A 14,958-nucleotide genomic window follows, 5' to 3' on the forward strand; every position below is an offset into this window, starting at 1 on the left:
GACAAAATGACTGGGAAGGTAACGGCGATTGATGAACAGGTAGCGACGATGACTGAAGAGATATTGCAAAATCAGGCTGCGCAGGCGCTGGTGGATAGCCGCGAGATTTTGCCCACGGTGGATCATCCCGTTGAGGTAGAACCGGTTGATCTTAAAGCCCCCGAACTCTACATCAATCGAGAGCTCAGTCATCTTCAGTTTAACGTCAGGGTGCTGGAGCAAGCGCTGGATGTGCGTTATCCATTGCTCGAAAGGTTGATGTTTCTGCTGATCTTCTCCAGCAATTTAGATGAATTTTTCGAAATCCGTGTAGCGGACCAGTTACGTCAGCTCAAGTATGGACGCGAGACCGTTGGGCCGGATGCGATGTATCCGAAAAAGGTGTTGGAAAAGATCCGTGAGATCTCTTTGATTAACGTTGACCGCCAATACCGTATTCTCAACGAGATCATGTTTCCTGAAATGGAACAGCAGGGCATCCATTTCTTGCGCCGTCGTGACTGGACACCCGAGCAGTTGGAATGGATCAAGACATTCTTTGAAGAAAAAGTCGTACCGGTCATCAGCCCTATCGGTCTTGACCCTGCGCATCCCTTTCCACGTCTGGTGAATAAAAGTCTTAACTTTATAGTTCAACTGGACGGTAAAGATGCGTTTGGTCGTGAAACCGGACTGGCGATTATTCCTGCGCCGCGATCATTACCACGTCTGATCCGTTTGCCTGATGAGCTGTGTGAGTCGGGTGAAAATCTGATTTTCCTCTCCTCTGTGATACATGAGTGTGCGGCAGAACTGTTTCCTGGCATGACCGTGCTGGGTTGTTACCAGTTCCGAATTACCCGAAATGCGGATTTAACCTTCGATTTTGAAGAGATGGATGATCTGGCGCGTACGTTGCGTGGTGAATTACACTCGCGTAAATACGGAGATGCCGTCCGTTTGGAAATAGACAACCGTACACCCGAAGAGCTGACAGAGTTTATTAAAAAAGAGTACCACCTGGATGAAGAGCAAGTCTACAAAGTGGATGGGCCGGTAAACCTGACGCGTCTGATGGCGGTGCGGGATCTGGTGGATAGGCAAGACCTGAGATGGCCTCCTTTCTCGCCTGGTGTGCCGGGAAAATTGAAAAAAGAGAAAGATGTTGATGTTTTTCAGGCACTAAAAGCTAGTGATCAGCTATTGATGCATCCATTCCAGTCTTTTACGCCGGTCGTCGACCTGTTGATGAAGGCGGCTAAAGATCCGGATGTCATAGCGATTAAACAAACGCTTTATCGTACCGGCGATAAGTCCGATATCGTCAATGCGTTGGTAGAAGCGGCGCGTGCAGGTAAAGAAGTTACCGTTATTATTGAGTTGCGCGCCCGTTTCGATGAAGAGAGTAACCTGCACCTGGCCAGTCGATTACAAGAAGCCGGTTGTCTGGTGGTATACGGCGTTGTCGGTTATAAAACTCATGCCAAAGCGATGCTGATCGTGCGCCGGGAAGGCACTAAGCTGGTACGTTATTGCCATTTGGGAACAGGGAACTACCACTCGGGCACGGCACGTTTATATACCGACTATAGTTACCTCACATCCAATGATGAAATCGGAGAAGATGTACATAAGGTATTTCAGCAGCTAACCGGCATGGGTAAAATCCAGCGACTTAAGAAGCTCTATAATGCGCCCTTTACCCTGCATGCCAAAATGCTGGAGATGATTCAACATGAGGCGAAACTAGCCTCCAACGGAAAACCCGGTCATATTATTATTAAAGTCAACGGTTTGACGGATCCTAAGTTGATTCGTGCTTTATATGAAGCTTCGCAGGCCGGTGTGAAGATCGAACTGATCATTCGTGGTATGTGTCGTTTGCGTCCTGGCTTGCCCGGTATATCAGAAAATATCACGGTGCGCTCGATTATCGGACGTTTTCTGGAGCATACACGCGTCTATTATTTCGGTAACAATGGAAAGCCTAATGTCCTCTGTGCCAGTGCTGACTGGATGGAGCGAAACATGTTACACCGTGTGGAAACCTGTTTTCCGGTCACGGGAAAACAAGGCGACAGGGTTAAAAAAGAGTTGGATTACTACCTCGCTGATAACACCCAGAGCTGGGAGTTGAAAGCCGACGGTAGCTATACGCTTTTAGTGCCGGAAGAAGGTGTCGAGCCCTTTAGCGCACAACAGCAATTGTTACGTGATTTTGCCAGTTAGGCTTATTCCATCCATGTAAGAGCGCCTTTATCAGGCGCTCTTTTTCGTTATGGCGACCTTTTTTTAGAATTTTCAGACAAACCACCTACGCAAGCGAGCCCTGGCGTTGCGTTTTTAATTCAGATCGGGAAATATAAGAGCAGAAGCCAAATGTTTCATATAAGAAATAAGATGGCGTATTATGGTCTGTTTACTGATCAACTATGCGCCCAATAATGGAAAACACTATGCCTGATACCCCGATCGCGCTCGAATTGACCGATATACATAAGTCCTATGGAAGTCTTGAAGTGCTCAAGGGGGTTTCACTGAAGGCGAAAGATGGGGATGTGATCTCTATTCTCGGCTCAAGTGGCTCAGGCAAAAGTACCTTACTGCGTTGCATCAACCTGCTGGAACAGCCCGTGAAAGGCCGGGTGATTATCGGCGGTGAAGAACTGAAGCTTAAAACCGGTAAATCGGGTGAGCTGGAAGCAGAAAACCGCAAGCAACTCGAAGATATGCGCTCGCGTATCGGATTCGTTTTTCAAAACTTCAATCTCTGGCCGCATAAGACCATCCTCGGTAACATTATCGAAGCCCCGATGAATGTGTTAAAACAGTCGCGTGCACAGGCGGTTGAGCGTGCCGAAGGTTTGCTGAAAAAAGTAGGGCTATACGAAAAGAAGGATGCCTATCCGGGCAATCTGTCCGGTGGACAGCAACAGCGAGTTGCCATAGCCCGCGCATTGGCAATGGATCCGCAGGTATTGCTGTTTGATGAACCGACGTCTGCATTGGATCCTGAGTTGGTAAACGAAGTGCTTAGCGTTATGCGTGAATTGGCAGAAGAGGGCAGAACCATGTTAATCGTTACGCACGAGATGCGTTTCGCGCGTGATGTATCCAGCCAGGTCGTGTTTTTGCATCAGGGACAGATAGAAGAGATAGGGACACCGGAGCAAGTGTTTGACAACCCGAAATCTCAACGTGTACGTGACTTTATGTCCAGCCACAACTGATTTCAGCTCCACACAAACGAGATCAACTATAATAACTATTCATAATATAGAGAGAAACCTGATGAGTGTTCGTAAAATTATTGCAGCTGTTACGCTGGTCGCTGGCGCATTTGCCGGTACATTAATCGGAACCCAGGCTTTTGCGGGTGATAAGATCCGTATCGCTACTGAAGGGGCTTATGCGCCTTTCAATATGAAAAATGAACAAGGCGAGCTGGTCGGCTTTGATGTCGAAATTGCTAAAGCCTTGTGTGCCGAGATGAAAGCAGACTGCACCATCGTTGAGCAGGACTGGGATGGCATGATCCCTGCGCTGAAAGGTCGTAAATTTGATGCGATTGTTGCTTCTATGTCGATCACTAAAGAACGTTTACAGGCTGTCGATTTTACTGACCCTTATTACACCAACGCATTGGCATTTGTTGGTCCTAAAGGAGTTGAACTGAAAACCGATAAAGCATCGCTTAAAGGTAAAACACTGGGAGCACAGCGTGCCACCATCGCAGGTCAGTATCTGGAAGATGAACTCGGTGATGTCGTTTCTGTAAAACTGTATGACACTCAGGATAATGCTTATCTGGATATGGCTACAGGCCGTTTAGATGGCTTGGTATCCGACAAATTTCCTGCCTATGACTGGTTACGTACAGACGAAGGGCAAGGTTTTGAGTTCAAGGGCGAAACCATTAAAACAGAATCTGTGGATAAAATCGGAATTGCCATTCGCCACGGTCAGGATGACCTGAAAGCGAATTTCAACAAGGCCCTGAAAGCGATTGTTGAAAACGGTACTTACGATGCAATCAATGCTAAATATTTCCCGTTCTCTATCTATTGATCAGCTCAATGCGCGAGCGAGAAGTGCTCGCGCATTGTAAAAAATGGATAGTCCACTAACGTCCCGCTGTAAGAGAATAATAACGTGATAGATCTGCATGGGTTTGGTCACCTGTTATTGGCTGGAACATGGGTCACCGTCAAACTGGCACTGGTCAGTTTATCGTTAGGCCTGGTTTTCGGTTTGTTAGGTGCAGCCGCCAAGTTATCAGAATATAAAGTGCTGCGTGCAATAGCGACTACCTATACCACTCTGATTCGTGGTATCCCTGAGCTGTTGATTGTATTCGCTATTTACTTTGGTGGATCGGCCTTGGTCATGGGCTTTGCCAGCATGTTTGGCTACGATGAATACATCGAAGTTAATCCGTTTATGGCGGGTGTGGCTGCACTGTCTATCGCCTTTGGCGCGTATGCAACCGAAGTCTTCCGTATGGCGATCCTGTCGATTCCGCAGGGGCAATGGGAGTCTGCTCAGGCATTAGGGATGACGCGTGGAAAAACCTTCTTCCGTATTATTCTTCCGCAAGTGTGGCGTGTGGCACTGCCCGGATTAGGTAATTTATTCCAGGTATTGCTGAAAGATACTGCATTGGTGTCGGTGGTTGGTTTGCAAGATATTATCCGCCAAGCCACTACCGCGATTAGCTCCACAAAAGAACCGTTCACATTTTATCTGGCAGCTGCTTGCATATATCTGATACTGACGGCAATCGCGACGGCCGGCACACTATGGATGGAACGAGCCTGCACACCGCAGTTGAGGTATAAAGGATGAATTGGGAAATTATTATTCAGTACTACCCAAAACTGCTGGAAGGCGCATTGCTGACGCTGGAGCTAGTGGTTATTTCAGGTGTTATTGGTGTATTGATGGCCGTGCCGATCGCTCTGTTGCGCGCCTCAAAAACACCGTGGGTACGTGTTTTTCCGTTCTGCTTTATCTACTTCTTCCGTGGTACGCCACTGCTGATACAGATATTCCTGATCTACTACGGCGCTTCCCAGTTTGAAGCGGTACGTGACTCAGTATTATGGGTAGTGCTTAAAGAACCTTATTGGTGTGCCATCATCGCCTTTACGCTGAACACTGCTGCTTACAGCGCAGAACTTTTCCGGGGGGCGATACAAGCCATTCCAAAAGGCGAGCTGGAGGCGGCAGACGCTTTTGGTATGAGCTGGTTGCTGAAAACGCGGCGTATCGTTATACCGCGTGCATTCGGTATCGCTTTACCCGCATACGGTAACGAAGTCGTATTGATGCTGAAAAGTAGCGCGCTGGCCTCTACTATCACATTACTGGATCTCACCGGCATGGCACGTACCATTCAGGCCCGCACCTATACACCGGTAGAACTGTTCACCGCTGCAGGTGTTATATATCTCGTCATGGCTGCCGTCGTGATTGGTTTATTCCGCTTAATGGAAAATCGCTTCAACCGCTACCAATATTACAAACCGAATGTCGATCAGCTAAATGTTGATAAGCCCTAGGAAATACAAACAATATAGTTTTCATCAGCGGCCATTTGGCCGCTTTTTATTGCCTGCTGTTTAGCAATAAAGCCCCCTTCGTATTAACAACCAACTGCTGATTGCATGACAATTGTCTGATCGCCAGAAGTTCTATGCACTACTGGGCGAAATTTTCAAAATGAAAGATCTGAATTTTTGCTTTTTTGAATCGATTTTCAATTTTTACAATAGCTATAAACAGGTGCTATAAACAGGTCTTTAAGGAAGGGTAGGGTTGTTATGCCAATTAAATTTTCTGAAGATGTAATCCCTCTTACAGACCTTAAGGTTAACCCTGGTAAAGTGGTAAACCATGCTAAAGACACGCATCGGCCTGTTCTTTTAACGAGCCGTGGCCGCGGAGTGGCCGTAGTGCAGGGTTTGGAAGACTATGAAAGTGATAGAGAGGAGCTGGCTTTTGTCCGTGCTGTAGCGCAGGGATTAATGGACCTAAAGGATGGTGATGTTTCTGATATCAAGGATGTAAAAAAGAGGCTAGGTATCCAGTAAGTGAATATATCCTTCTCTAAATCTGCTGTTGAAGATCTTGAAAGCAACAAAAATTATTATTTGGATCAAGGCGTTCCACATATAAGAGAAGGTTTTGTTATTGCTATCGTAGAGCATATAGAGACGCTCGCTCAGCATCCTGAAATAGGTAGGGCTGTTCCAGAATTTAACGATGAGCATATCCGCGAACTCATTCATCCACCTTATCGAATTGTTTACCTGCGTGAGACTATTTCAATAAAAATTGTCAGAGTCTGGCGCAGCGAAAGGCTGCTTAGTTTCCCAAGCAATTCGGCTTAATGGAGCTGGGCTGTTTATTTCTTTAAAATCACATTTGAGCGCCTTAAAAACCAGTGCCAGGGTTGAACATAATGTGATTAACCCTTCAGTAATTGACATCACGCTAATAGAAGTGGAAATTAAGTAGTTTTCAGTTGTAGCGCGTGAGGGCTCAATGATGAAGCTGGTTTATACCAACGAGAACTCATTCTCAGTGAGTAATGCTAAAAACCTTATCGAGGCAGAGGGCATTGGGACCTTTCTTAAGAATGAGTTTGCGCAAGGGGCCGTTGGTGAGACATCAGCCTTTGATGCCTGGCCTGAGGTCTGGATCTTTAGGGATTCAGATTATGAACGCGCGCTCTCCACATTATCGAAACATCATTTAGCCGCGAAAACGCTGTTGAGTGGATATGTCAGAATTGTTCAGAAACGAACGACCCTTCTTTTGAAATATGTTGGAATTGCCAACACAGTAAGGGTTAAAAAATACGCTCTAATCGCAGAAAATTATATTTTTTGTTCATCCTGTATTCGCAGACTACACTTAGTATTATATACTTTTAATGAGGTTTGCTTTACTAAGTGGCGAGGTTCAGAGTGCTGCTATAAAGATAGTAATAAAGGACTATAAATGAGTGAAAGTGCTGAGTTTGAACCCGAAGTGTTAACCGCGTTAAATGCGGGAAGAAAAATAGATGCAATCAAAGCGTTGAGATCACTCAGAGGTATCGGTCTTAACGAAGCGAAAGAGTTGGTGGATCGCTATGTCGATGAGAATGCACCAGAAGGTGGGCCTGTTCAGAAGGTCGATAGTAACTTTAGTGTGGCTAAGCTGCTTTTTGTTGGGCTGATAATTTATTTGGTTTATATGTTCTTCAAGAGTTAATACTAGGGTTAAAGCTAAGGCAGGGGCTGTTAAGCCAAACTACCAAGAAAAATGTATCTCTCTTGAAGCTCGCTGTCCTAAATCGACCCGTCCTGAATGTATGTCACTATAATGAACCTCTCTTAGTTGTAAATTGCTTGATAGTGCCAGTGCGTTAAAAGCCGTGTCTAAGTAAGCCTTTTCTTTTTCTAAAATCACCTATCTGAGTTCCTCAGCAACCTGTGCCGGTATGTGTTTCGCCAGCGAGATAGATTTTCTCTGAATTGTGTTAATCCTGATATGATAGCGGCGCTTCAATAGCCTATTGAGATATATGTTGTGAATCAATCGAATGCGCTTAAATCAGATCTGATACTTGTTGTAGTCACGTTACTCGCGGCTGCTGGGTGGATTTTCTCTAAAGAAACCCTCGCAGGCTTACCTCCTTTGATGTTTATTGGCTTGAGGTTTCTGGTTGCCGGGATGGTTTTAGCGGTTTTCGGTTGGCATGCGCTGCGGGCTCTTGATCGTCACGGAATTTTGCGCACGGCGCTGGTGGGATTATCATTTGCTGTGGCTATGATGTTTTGGATTTTAGGTCTTCATCACGCGCAGCATTTGGGAGTCGGGGCTTTTTTGAGCTCTTTAGGCGTGGTGCTAGTACCTATTGTCGCGACCTTGTTTGGTGAGCGTGCTAACCGGGCTGTCTGGTTATCGCTTCCGATTGCGGCTGCCGGTCTCGCCCTTTTGGCACTGGATAGCCAGTTTGAGATGGGCTGGGGCGAGCTGTCTTTCTTGTGTTCGGCTGTGTTGTTCGCGTTTACCTTTGTGCTGAATAGCCGTGCGGCTGCAAAAACATCACCTATCGCACTGGCGGCTGTTCAGTTGATGGTTGTTGGGCTGGTGGCATTGCCTGTGTCTGGGGTAACTGAAACCTGGTCGTTTGATTGGCCCGCGTCCATCTGGATGTGGATGCTTGCGAGCATCTTTATTGCGACCAGCTTGCGGTTTTTTATGCAGGTATGGGCGCAAAGCATGTCCAGCGCGAGTAATGCGGCGGTTATTATGACATTGGAGCCGATATGGACTGCTATGCTGGCGGCTTTGTGGTTTGGAGAGACCATGACCGGCATGCAGTTAGGCGGATGTGCGGTTATTTTTAGTGCCTTGTTGGTTAGTCGTTGGCGCAGTGTGCGTCAGGTTTTACGTACGTTAATCAAGTAAGTGGTTTCAATCCATGGTGAGTGCTTCTTTCGCGGGCGCATAACCTTGCGCGGCGGCACGTTGTAACCATCTTTGTGCCGCTTCTGAGTTTTGAATTTGTCCTTTGCCTGTTTGTAGCATAACGGCGAGTGCATATTGTGCTTCGGCATCACCTTCTTCTGCTGATTGTTTGAAAAGAGTCGCGGCTTTATCAAGGTCGCGGGGCATACCCTGACCTGCTTCATACATCCAGGCCAGGCGTGTGCGGGAGCGGGTGTCAGCGGCCTCGGCCAGTTGCTGCCAGATGACAGCGGCTTCTTTGTATTGCCCGGCGGCGTGCAGGTTTTCTGCATTGAAAAAATCTTTATCGCGTTGGCTTATTACGCTACTGCTGCGTTGTTCAAGCAATGCGGCGGCATCCTCGTCGCCTTGTGCAGCAGCCGCGGCCAGCCATTTATCCGCTTTTACATCATCTTTTGGGGTTTTAATGCCCGCAGAATAAAGCAGCCCTAAACGGTATTGCGCTTTACCGCTGCCAGCTTGCGCTGCTTTTTCGTAGTGCGCTATGGCTTGTTGATTGTTTTGTTCTACGCCGAGTCCGTCCTCATATAAGATGCCAAGATTAAAGCCCGCCTGTCCGTTGCCCTTTTCTTCAAGTGCTTCCCAGATGGCGCGTGCGGTGTCGTAGTGCCCCATTTTGAACTCGGCATAGCCTTTGTAATTGCCGATCACCGGGTTGCGTACAATCTCGTATAGGTCGAGCTCTTCTGCCTGTGCAGCAACAGTAGATAAGGTTATCAAGGGTAATGTTAATAAGATCGGCGCGATGAGCTTAACCATTGTATTGTTCAGCATGTTAAGGCCTCGCCGTTTATAAGCTGGATGTGATGCAATTTTTAGGATGTACATAATATATACAGCAACTGATCCGCAGTAAAAATTGAACTGAAGAACTATTTTACGACTCTACAATAGTCGAGCGGTAGTTTTGGGCCTTTATGCACAGAGGCTGGTAGCCAGTATTATTAGATAAGGAGAAGCACGTGCTTCCAATGGGAACAATTATGGCGGGAAGCATGCTGACGGGTTTGCTGTTGGCTACCCGATTACCGGTATTGCGTAGATTGCAGAAATTACCTGCATGGTTCAGAAATACACTGGCCTTTGTGGTGTTTGCTGCCGGAAGCTGGAATGTGTTTTGGTATGCCTTGCGACATCTGGATGAGTTCTGGGGTGTTGCTGCCCTGGTCTCGGGATGTTTGATGTTGCTTACGTCGGCATACATAGTTAACGCAAAGTGTTTGCCGCGTTTTCTGCAAAAGATTCGCCCAGGTGTTTTGTTCCTGCTGCTATGTTGTTCAGTGTTGTATGGTGTAACTATTTACCGGCTTTGATCTATCGACATTGAGTGCATTCTATCGGCTTTGGGTCCATGCTAGCGATTATTAACTCATTCTGATGCTTTAACTTAATTTCATGTTTTTTAAATAAAGAAAGGAGGTTGGTATGGGCATTATTATTTTTTTAGCCATTGGCGCGCTGGCTGGCTGGTTGGTTGGCGGGTACGTTTATGAAAGGCCGCGGCTTTGGGCTGCTAGGTAATATCGCCGTAGGTATAGTCGGCTCGGTGGTTGGCGGATTCGTGTTTTCTTTGATTGGGATATCTGCAGTTGGGATGATCGGCTCAATTGTTACTGCAACCGCGGGAGCTGTTTTGTTGCTTTATGTTGTCGGCCTGATAAAGAAATAAAAGTAAATTCCTTGATTTAGACTCGGTATGCCTCATTAGTTTTTAATTGTTTTTGAGTGCTGCTGAGCATTTTCATCGATCTTGAATCTGTTATAACAATAGATATTAAAGGGTTATTGAGATGGTTGTTAATATGTTTTTTATTACGCCTGTTTCGTTATGTTCGGGTGATATTGAGGCTAGTTATGTCTATTAAAAAAGAGTTTGAACATCTATTTGAAAAGCTCAAAGCTGAGCGCGATGAAATCGTCGTAAAAACACGTCTGGCTTCAATGGAAGCTCAGGATGAGTTCCTGGAAGCTGAAAAGAAATGGGAGCAGTTAAAAACTAAAGCAGCGCATATTGCGGAAGATTCACAAGATGCGACAGCAGCATTTATTGATAAAGCCAAATCTGAATGCAAAGAGCTTGAGGAGTCTTATAAGCGTTTAGGGCCGTATTGTTCTGAAAAGGCGTCTTTTCTTCAAGATGAGTTAGGTGACTTGTACGAGAAGCTCAAAACGGAACGAGATGGAATCATCGTTAAGTTGCATCTGGGGTCAATGGAAGCCAAACAAGAGTTTGCTGAAACAGAAAAAAAGTGGGAGATGCTAAAAGAGAAAGTCTCGGATATCGCCGATGATACCAAAGACACATCTGAAGAGTTTGTCGCTAAAACCAAGATTGTCACTGAAGAGCTGAAAGATACCTACAAACGCATTATTCAGCGCCTTTCTAAGTGATAAGTAACGTTTTTCAGTGATCAGCAAAGCCTTTGTTTGCGGGCTATTGATCGACGGGGCGGGCTAACTCTTCTTTGAGTCCTGCCTGAAACCCTGCTTTATAGTCTGGATATAGGAACTCATATCCGGACTGCTGCAGGCGCTGGCTGTTACAGCGCTTGCTGCCCCCGCGTCTGATCGGCGTTTCCTGCGTGATTTTTGTATGTAGTTGTTCTGCCAACCAAGCGGTGATGTCATGAATAGGCGTGGGGTTTGGGTCGCTGGCAAGGTATATCGGTTCTATTTGGTTGCCTGTATTGACCTTCTGTATCAGGTGCGCAAGCACTCCGGCACAGTCGTCCCGGTGGATTCGGTTGCTGTAGTGAAGTGGATTTTGCGGCGCGATCGTGCCAGCGCGCACGGTGTTGATCAGATGATTTCTGCCCGGCCCGTAAATACCACTAAAACGCACTACGGTGGCATTATCTTTGTTCAGCACTTGTTGTTCTGCCCGTCGCATTATCAATCCGGATGGCTGGTCGGCCTGCGTTGGCGATTGCTCGTCGACCCATTCATGCTGGTTTTGGGCATAGACGCTGGTACTGGAAGTGAAAAACAGGTGTCTGGGTGGGGTAGACAGTGCTGTGTAGATGTTTTTTAGACCATCAATATATGCTTGTTGGTAAGCACTTTCACTGCGCCCCGTTGCTGCAGCGCAATAGACTAAGATATCGGTGTCTGGTAAGTCTGATAGTGTCTCTTTATCGCAGAGGTCGGCTGAAATTGCATGGATGCAGTCGGGAAGCTGGTTTATAGTACGCTTTAAACCATACACGTGATGGCCCTGGGTTGATAATAAAACCCCGAGTGCGCTGCCAACATCACCACAGCCCGCTATAAGGATTCGCAGCTTGCTCATTGAACACTCCTGTTTAAGAAGTCTGTTTCAGAAGCTGCATAATAACAGAGGATTTGAGCAATGACGCTCACCGAATTGCGTTATATCGTAACCCTGGCAAAAGAACAGCATTTTGGGCACGCCGCCGAAAAATGTTTTGTCAGCCAGCCGACATTGTCGATTGCTGTTAAAAAGCTGGAAGAGGAGCTGGGGGTTGCACTATTTGAGCGCAGTAAAAATTCCGTTAAGGTGACCGATGTTGGCAAGGTCGTCATTGAACAGGCTCATAAGGTGTTACAGCAGGCCGAAACGATTAAGGATCTGGCGCAGGTAGGCAAAGATCAGTTACGCACTCCCTTACGTGTCGGTGCTATCTATACGATTGGGCCTTATTTGTTTCCTCATCTGGTGCCTGAAGTACAAGAGCTGGCACCGAATATGCCGCTTTATATCGAAGAGAATTTTACGGCACGCTTGCGTGAGAAACTGCGTAATGGTGAGCTGGATGCGATTATTATTGCACTGCCTTTCGAAGAAACGGATGTGGTTGTACGCACGCTCTACCAAGAGCCCTTTGTGATGTTACTGCCTAAGCTGCACCCGTGGTGTGAACAGAAAATGATTGATGCAACGAATTTGTCGAGCATTGAGTTATTGCTGCTGGGTGAAGGTCATTGTTTTCGTGATCAGGTGCTTGAATCCTGCCCGACACTGCAGCAGGCTATCCAGCATCAAAGCGGCGTAACCGAGGGAAGTTCACTGGAAACCATCCGTATGATGGTGGCGAGCGGGCTGGGTTCCAGCGTATTACCGATGTCGGCTACTAATGGCTATTATCAATCTGAGCTTGTTGTCACCAAGCCTTTTAAATCACCTCAGCCAACCCGAACGGTTGCGGTTGCCTGGCGGGCAAGTTTTCCCCGCTCTAAAGCGATCGATGTGTTGGTTAATGCGATCGGTCGTTGTCAGATGAACAACCAGCAGAGCAGCCCGTTGAGCAATCGATTAAATAGTAACAAAGGGGCTGCGTAGCAAGGTGCAGAGCTCTTTTAGTCATTCTCCTGCGGTAACGGCATTGAAAGGTGTAGGTGCCGCGCTGGCCTTGAAATTGGAGCGTCTGGGGATCGTTTCAATTCAGGATTTGTTATTTCATTTGCCGACACGCTATCAGGATCGCACCCGTATCATACCAATAGGGACATTACGTCCTGGTGATGAGTGTGTGATTCAGGGGACCATTGTGGCCTCAGATATCCAGATGGGACGGCGTCGCAGTTTGTTATGCCGGATTCAGGACGGCAGTGCCGGAACACTGACGCTACGCTTTTTTCATTTTTCTGCAGCACAAAAAAATACATTAGCGGTGGGTTCTGAGATTCGCTGTTTTGGTGAAGTCCGCCCGGGACCCGGCGGATTGGAGATGGTACATCCCGAATACCGCGCCAGTAATGCACAAGGCTTGACGCCTGTTGAAGAAAGCCTGACTCCCATCTATCCGATGACGGAGGGGCTGCAGCAATCCAGAGTGCGGACATTAGTGCAGCAAGCGCTAACCTGGCTGGAAACAGGCAGTGTGTCTGAGTTGTTACCGGAGTCTGTGCGACGTCAATGGCGCTTACCTGAACTGAAAGCCTCATTGATCTATTTGCATGCACCGCCAGTCGATGCGAATCAGCATCTGCTTCTTGAAGGCTTGCACCCTGCACAGCGGCGTTTAGCGTTTGAAGAGTTATTGGCGCACCACCTGACCTTGTTACAGTTACGCCATAAAGTTCAGGAGAATGGAGCCCCCTTGTTACCGCCTACACATCAGTTAACGGCTGAGTTTTTAGCGCAGTTGCCCTTTCGTTTGACGACGGCACAGCAGCGGGTCGGTGAGGAGGTGTCGGCTGACCTGAAAAAACCATTGCCTATGTTGCGCTTGGTGCAGGGTGATGTGGGTTCGGGTAAAACGGTTGTGGCCGCCTTGGCCGCACTGCAAACAGTCGAAAATGGTTATCAGGCTGCCGTGATGGTACCCACCGAAATTTTAGCTGAACAGCACTTTATTAACTTTTCGCAGTGGATGGAGCCACTAGGGATTAAGCTGGCGTGGTTGGCCGGTAAGGTCAAAGGTAAGCAGCGGGTCGCGCAGTTGGCGGCTATTGCAGATGGTTCCGCGCAGATTGTTATTGGTACACATGCGTTGTTTCAGGAAGAGGTCAGGTTTTATAACCTTGGCTTGGCGGTGATTGATGAGCAGCATCGCTTTGGTGTGCATCAGCGCTTGAGCCTGCGCGAAAAAGGCCGTGATGGGAAACGCAGCCCGCATCAGTTGATTATGACGGCAACGCCCATTCCGCGTACCTTAACCATGAGTGCTTATGCGGATCTGGATTGCTCGGTGATTGATGAACTGCCTCCGGGCCGCACACCGGTGAACACGGTCGTCATTGAAGATTCACGCCGTGATCAGGTGATTGAGCGGGTACGCGTCGCCTGTGCTGAAGGCCGTCAGGCCTATTGGGTGTGTACCCTGATTGAGGAATCAGAAGCATTGCAGTGCCAGGCGGCTGAAGTGGCCGAAGTGACGCTTAAGGAGCTACTACCCGAGTTACGTATCGGTTTAGTGCATGGCCGCATGAAAGCACAGGAAAAAACTGAGATCATGCGCCTTTTTAAAGCCGCTGAACTGGATCTGCTGGTGGCTACGACGGTAATCGAGGTGGGTGTGGATGTGCCCAATGCGAGTGTCATGATTATTGAAAATCCCGAGCGCTTAGGCTTGTCACAGCTGCATCAGTTACGTGGACGGGTCGGGCGTGGTTCAGTCGAAAGTTACTGTGTGCTGATGTATCATGCGCCGCTGTCAAAACAGGGGCGAGAGCGTCTGGCGGTGATGCGGGAAACAACCGATGGATTCCGTATTGCTGAAAAAGATCTGGAGTTGCGTGGGCCTGGGGAAATTCTTGGTACGCGACAGACCGGTATGATGCAGTTTCGTATTGCTGATCTGCAGCGTGATGCTGATTTACTGGATCGGGTTCGACAGGCGGCTAATCAGTTGTCGAATCAACCCGAAATCATGCAAGCGGTAACGCGTCGCTGGTTAGGCCATCATGATGAATATGGTCATGTATAAACTGTTTTTTAAGAAGTTTTAAGAAGTTCTTCTAAGCTTTTTTATTAGTTTTGTTAATTAAAGGTGA

General features: G+C 47.5%; 17 protein-coding genes. 15 read left to right on the forward strand and 2 right to left on the reverse strand.

The window, feature by feature from the left end; translation table 11 throughout:
• Window positions 1-6: 6 nt before the first annotated feature.
• The 10 genes from ppk1 (at window position 7) to BM099_RS01170 (ending at window position 8,442) form a co-directional block, all read left to right on the forward strand.
• Window positions 7-2,208: a polyphosphate kinase 1 gene (gene ppk1, locus BM099_RS01125; RefSeq protein WP_415860137.1), complete on the forward strand. Its 2,202-nt coding sequence runs from the start codon at window positions 7-9 to the stop codon at window positions 2,206-2,208.
• 227 nt (window positions 2,209-2,435) lie between these two features.
• A complete protein-coding gene (locus BM099_RS01130) occupies window positions 2,436-3,209 on the forward strand; it encodes an ABC transporter ATP-binding protein (RefSeq protein WP_198064076.1) in 774 nt (257 codons plus the stop codon).
• Between the two features lie 61 nt (window positions 3,210-3,270).
• Window positions 3,271-4,047, forward strand: a complete 777-nt coding sequence (locus BM099_RS01135; RefSeq protein ID WP_090723302.1) for an ABC transporter substrate-binding protein — start codon at window positions 3,271-3,273, stop codon at window positions 4,045-4,047.
• Between the two features lie 84 nt (window positions 4,048-4,131).
• Complete coding sequence (locus BM099_RS01140; protein ID WP_090723305.1) at window positions 4,132-4,824, forward strand: ABC transporter permease; 693 nt, start codon at window positions 4,132-4,134, stop codon at window positions 4,822-4,824.
• Window positions 4,821-5,540 (forward strand): ABC transporter permease, encoded by a 720-nt coding sequence (locus tag BM099_RS01145; RefSeq protein ID WP_090723307.1) that lies wholly within the window; start codon window positions 4,821-4,823, stop codon window positions 5,538-5,540. The genes BM099_RS01140 and BM099_RS01145 overlap by 4 nt, the downstream gene beginning before the upstream one ends.
• A gap of 261 nt (window positions 5,541-5,801) precedes the next feature.
• Window positions 5,802-6,071: a type II toxin-antitoxin system Phd/YefM family antitoxin gene (locus BM099_RS01150; RefSeq protein WP_090723309.1), complete on the forward strand. Its 270-nt coding sequence runs from the start codon at window positions 5,802-5,804 to the stop codon at window positions 6,069-6,071.
• Entirely contained in the window at window positions 6,072-6,371 is a 300-nt protein-coding gene (locus BM099_RS01155) for a type II toxin-antitoxin system RelE/ParE family toxin (protein WP_090723311.1), read from the forward strand.
• A gap of 154 nt (window positions 6,372-6,525) precedes the next feature.
• Window positions 6,526-6,984 carry a putative signal transducing protein gene (locus BM099_RS01160; RefSeq protein WP_198064075.1) on the forward strand — a complete coding sequence of 153 codons (459 nt, stop codon included), beginning with the start codon at window positions 6,526-6,528 and terminating at the stop codon, window positions 6,982-6,984.
• Window positions 6,985-7,239, forward strand: a complete 255-nt coding sequence (locus tag BM099_RS01165) for a ribosomal protein L7/L12 (RefSeq protein ID WP_090723313.1) — start codon at window positions 6,985-6,987, stop codon at window positions 7,237-7,239. It begins immediately after the preceding gene.
• A gap of 318 nt (window positions 7,240-7,557) precedes the next feature.
• A complete protein-coding gene (locus tag BM099_RS01170) occupies window positions 7,558-8,442 on the forward strand; it encodes a DMT family transporter (protein ID WP_090723316.1) in 885 nt (294 codons plus the stop codon).
• A gap of 6 nt (window positions 8,443-8,448) precedes the next feature.
• On the opposite strand, the gene BM099_RS01175 is transcribed toward BM099_RS01170, so the two are convergent.
• A complete protein-coding gene (locus BM099_RS01175) occupies window positions 8,449-9,276 on the reverse strand; it encodes a tetratricopeptide repeat protein (protein WP_198064074.1) in 828 nt (275 codons plus the stop codon).
• Window positions 9,277-9,473: 197 nt separating this feature from the next.
• Between BM099_RS01175 and BM099_RS01180 the strand changes: the two genes are divergently transcribed.
• The 3 genes from BM099_RS01180 (at window position 9,474) to BM099_RS20515 (ending at window position 10,893) form a co-directional block, all read left to right on the forward strand.
• A complete protein-coding gene (locus BM099_RS01180; RefSeq protein WP_244889907.1) occupies window positions 9,474-9,815 on the forward strand; it encodes a hypothetical protein in 342 nt (113 codons plus the stop codon).
• A gap of 176 nt (window positions 9,816-9,991) precedes the next feature.
• Window positions 9,992-10,171 carry a GlsB/YeaQ/YmgE family stress response membrane protein gene (locus tag BM099_RS01185; RefSeq protein WP_415860136.1) on the forward strand — a complete coding sequence of 60 codons (180 nt, stop codon included), beginning with the start codon at window positions 9,992-9,994 and terminating at the stop codon, window positions 10,169-10,171.
• Window positions 10,172-10,356: 185 nt separating this feature from the next.
• Window positions 10,357-10,893, forward strand: a complete 537-nt coding sequence (locus BM099_RS20515; RefSeq protein ID WP_198064073.1) for a hypothetical protein — start codon at window positions 10,357-10,359, stop codon at window positions 10,891-10,893.
• Window positions 10,894-10,936: 43 nt separating this feature from the next.
• Here the strand turns inward: BM099_RS20515 and BM099_RS01200 are convergent, their stop codons facing one another.
• Window positions 10,937-11,791 carry an SDR family oxidoreductase gene (locus BM099_RS01200; protein ID WP_090723321.1) on the reverse strand — a complete coding sequence of 285 codons (855 nt, stop codon included), beginning with the start codon at window positions 11,789-11,791 and terminating at the stop codon, window positions 10,937-10,939.
• Between the two features lie 60 nt (window positions 11,792-11,851).
• Here BM099_RS01200 and BM099_RS01205 point away from each other — a divergent pair, with 60 nt between their 5' ends.
• Together BM099_RS01205 and recG are read left to right on the forward strand one after the other, a co-directional pair.
• Window positions 11,852-12,802 carry a hydrogen peroxide-inducible genes activator gene (locus BM099_RS01205; RefSeq protein ID WP_090723323.1) on the forward strand — a complete coding sequence of 317 codons (951 nt, stop codon included), beginning with the start codon at window positions 11,852-11,854 and terminating at the stop codon, window positions 12,800-12,802.
• Between the two features lie 4 nt (window positions 12,803-12,806).
• Entirely contained in the window at window positions 12,807-14,891 is a 2,085-nt protein-coding gene (gene recG, locus BM099_RS01210; RefSeq protein ID WP_090723326.1) for an ATP-dependent DNA helicase RecG, read from the forward strand.
• Window positions 14,892-14,958: the final 67 nt, after the last annotated feature.

The organism is Neptunomonas qingdaonensis, from assembly GCF_900113275.1.
Lineage (GTDB): Bacteria > Pseudomonadota > Gammaproteobacteria > Pseudomonadales > Balneatricaceae > Neptunomonas > Neptunomonas qingdaonensis.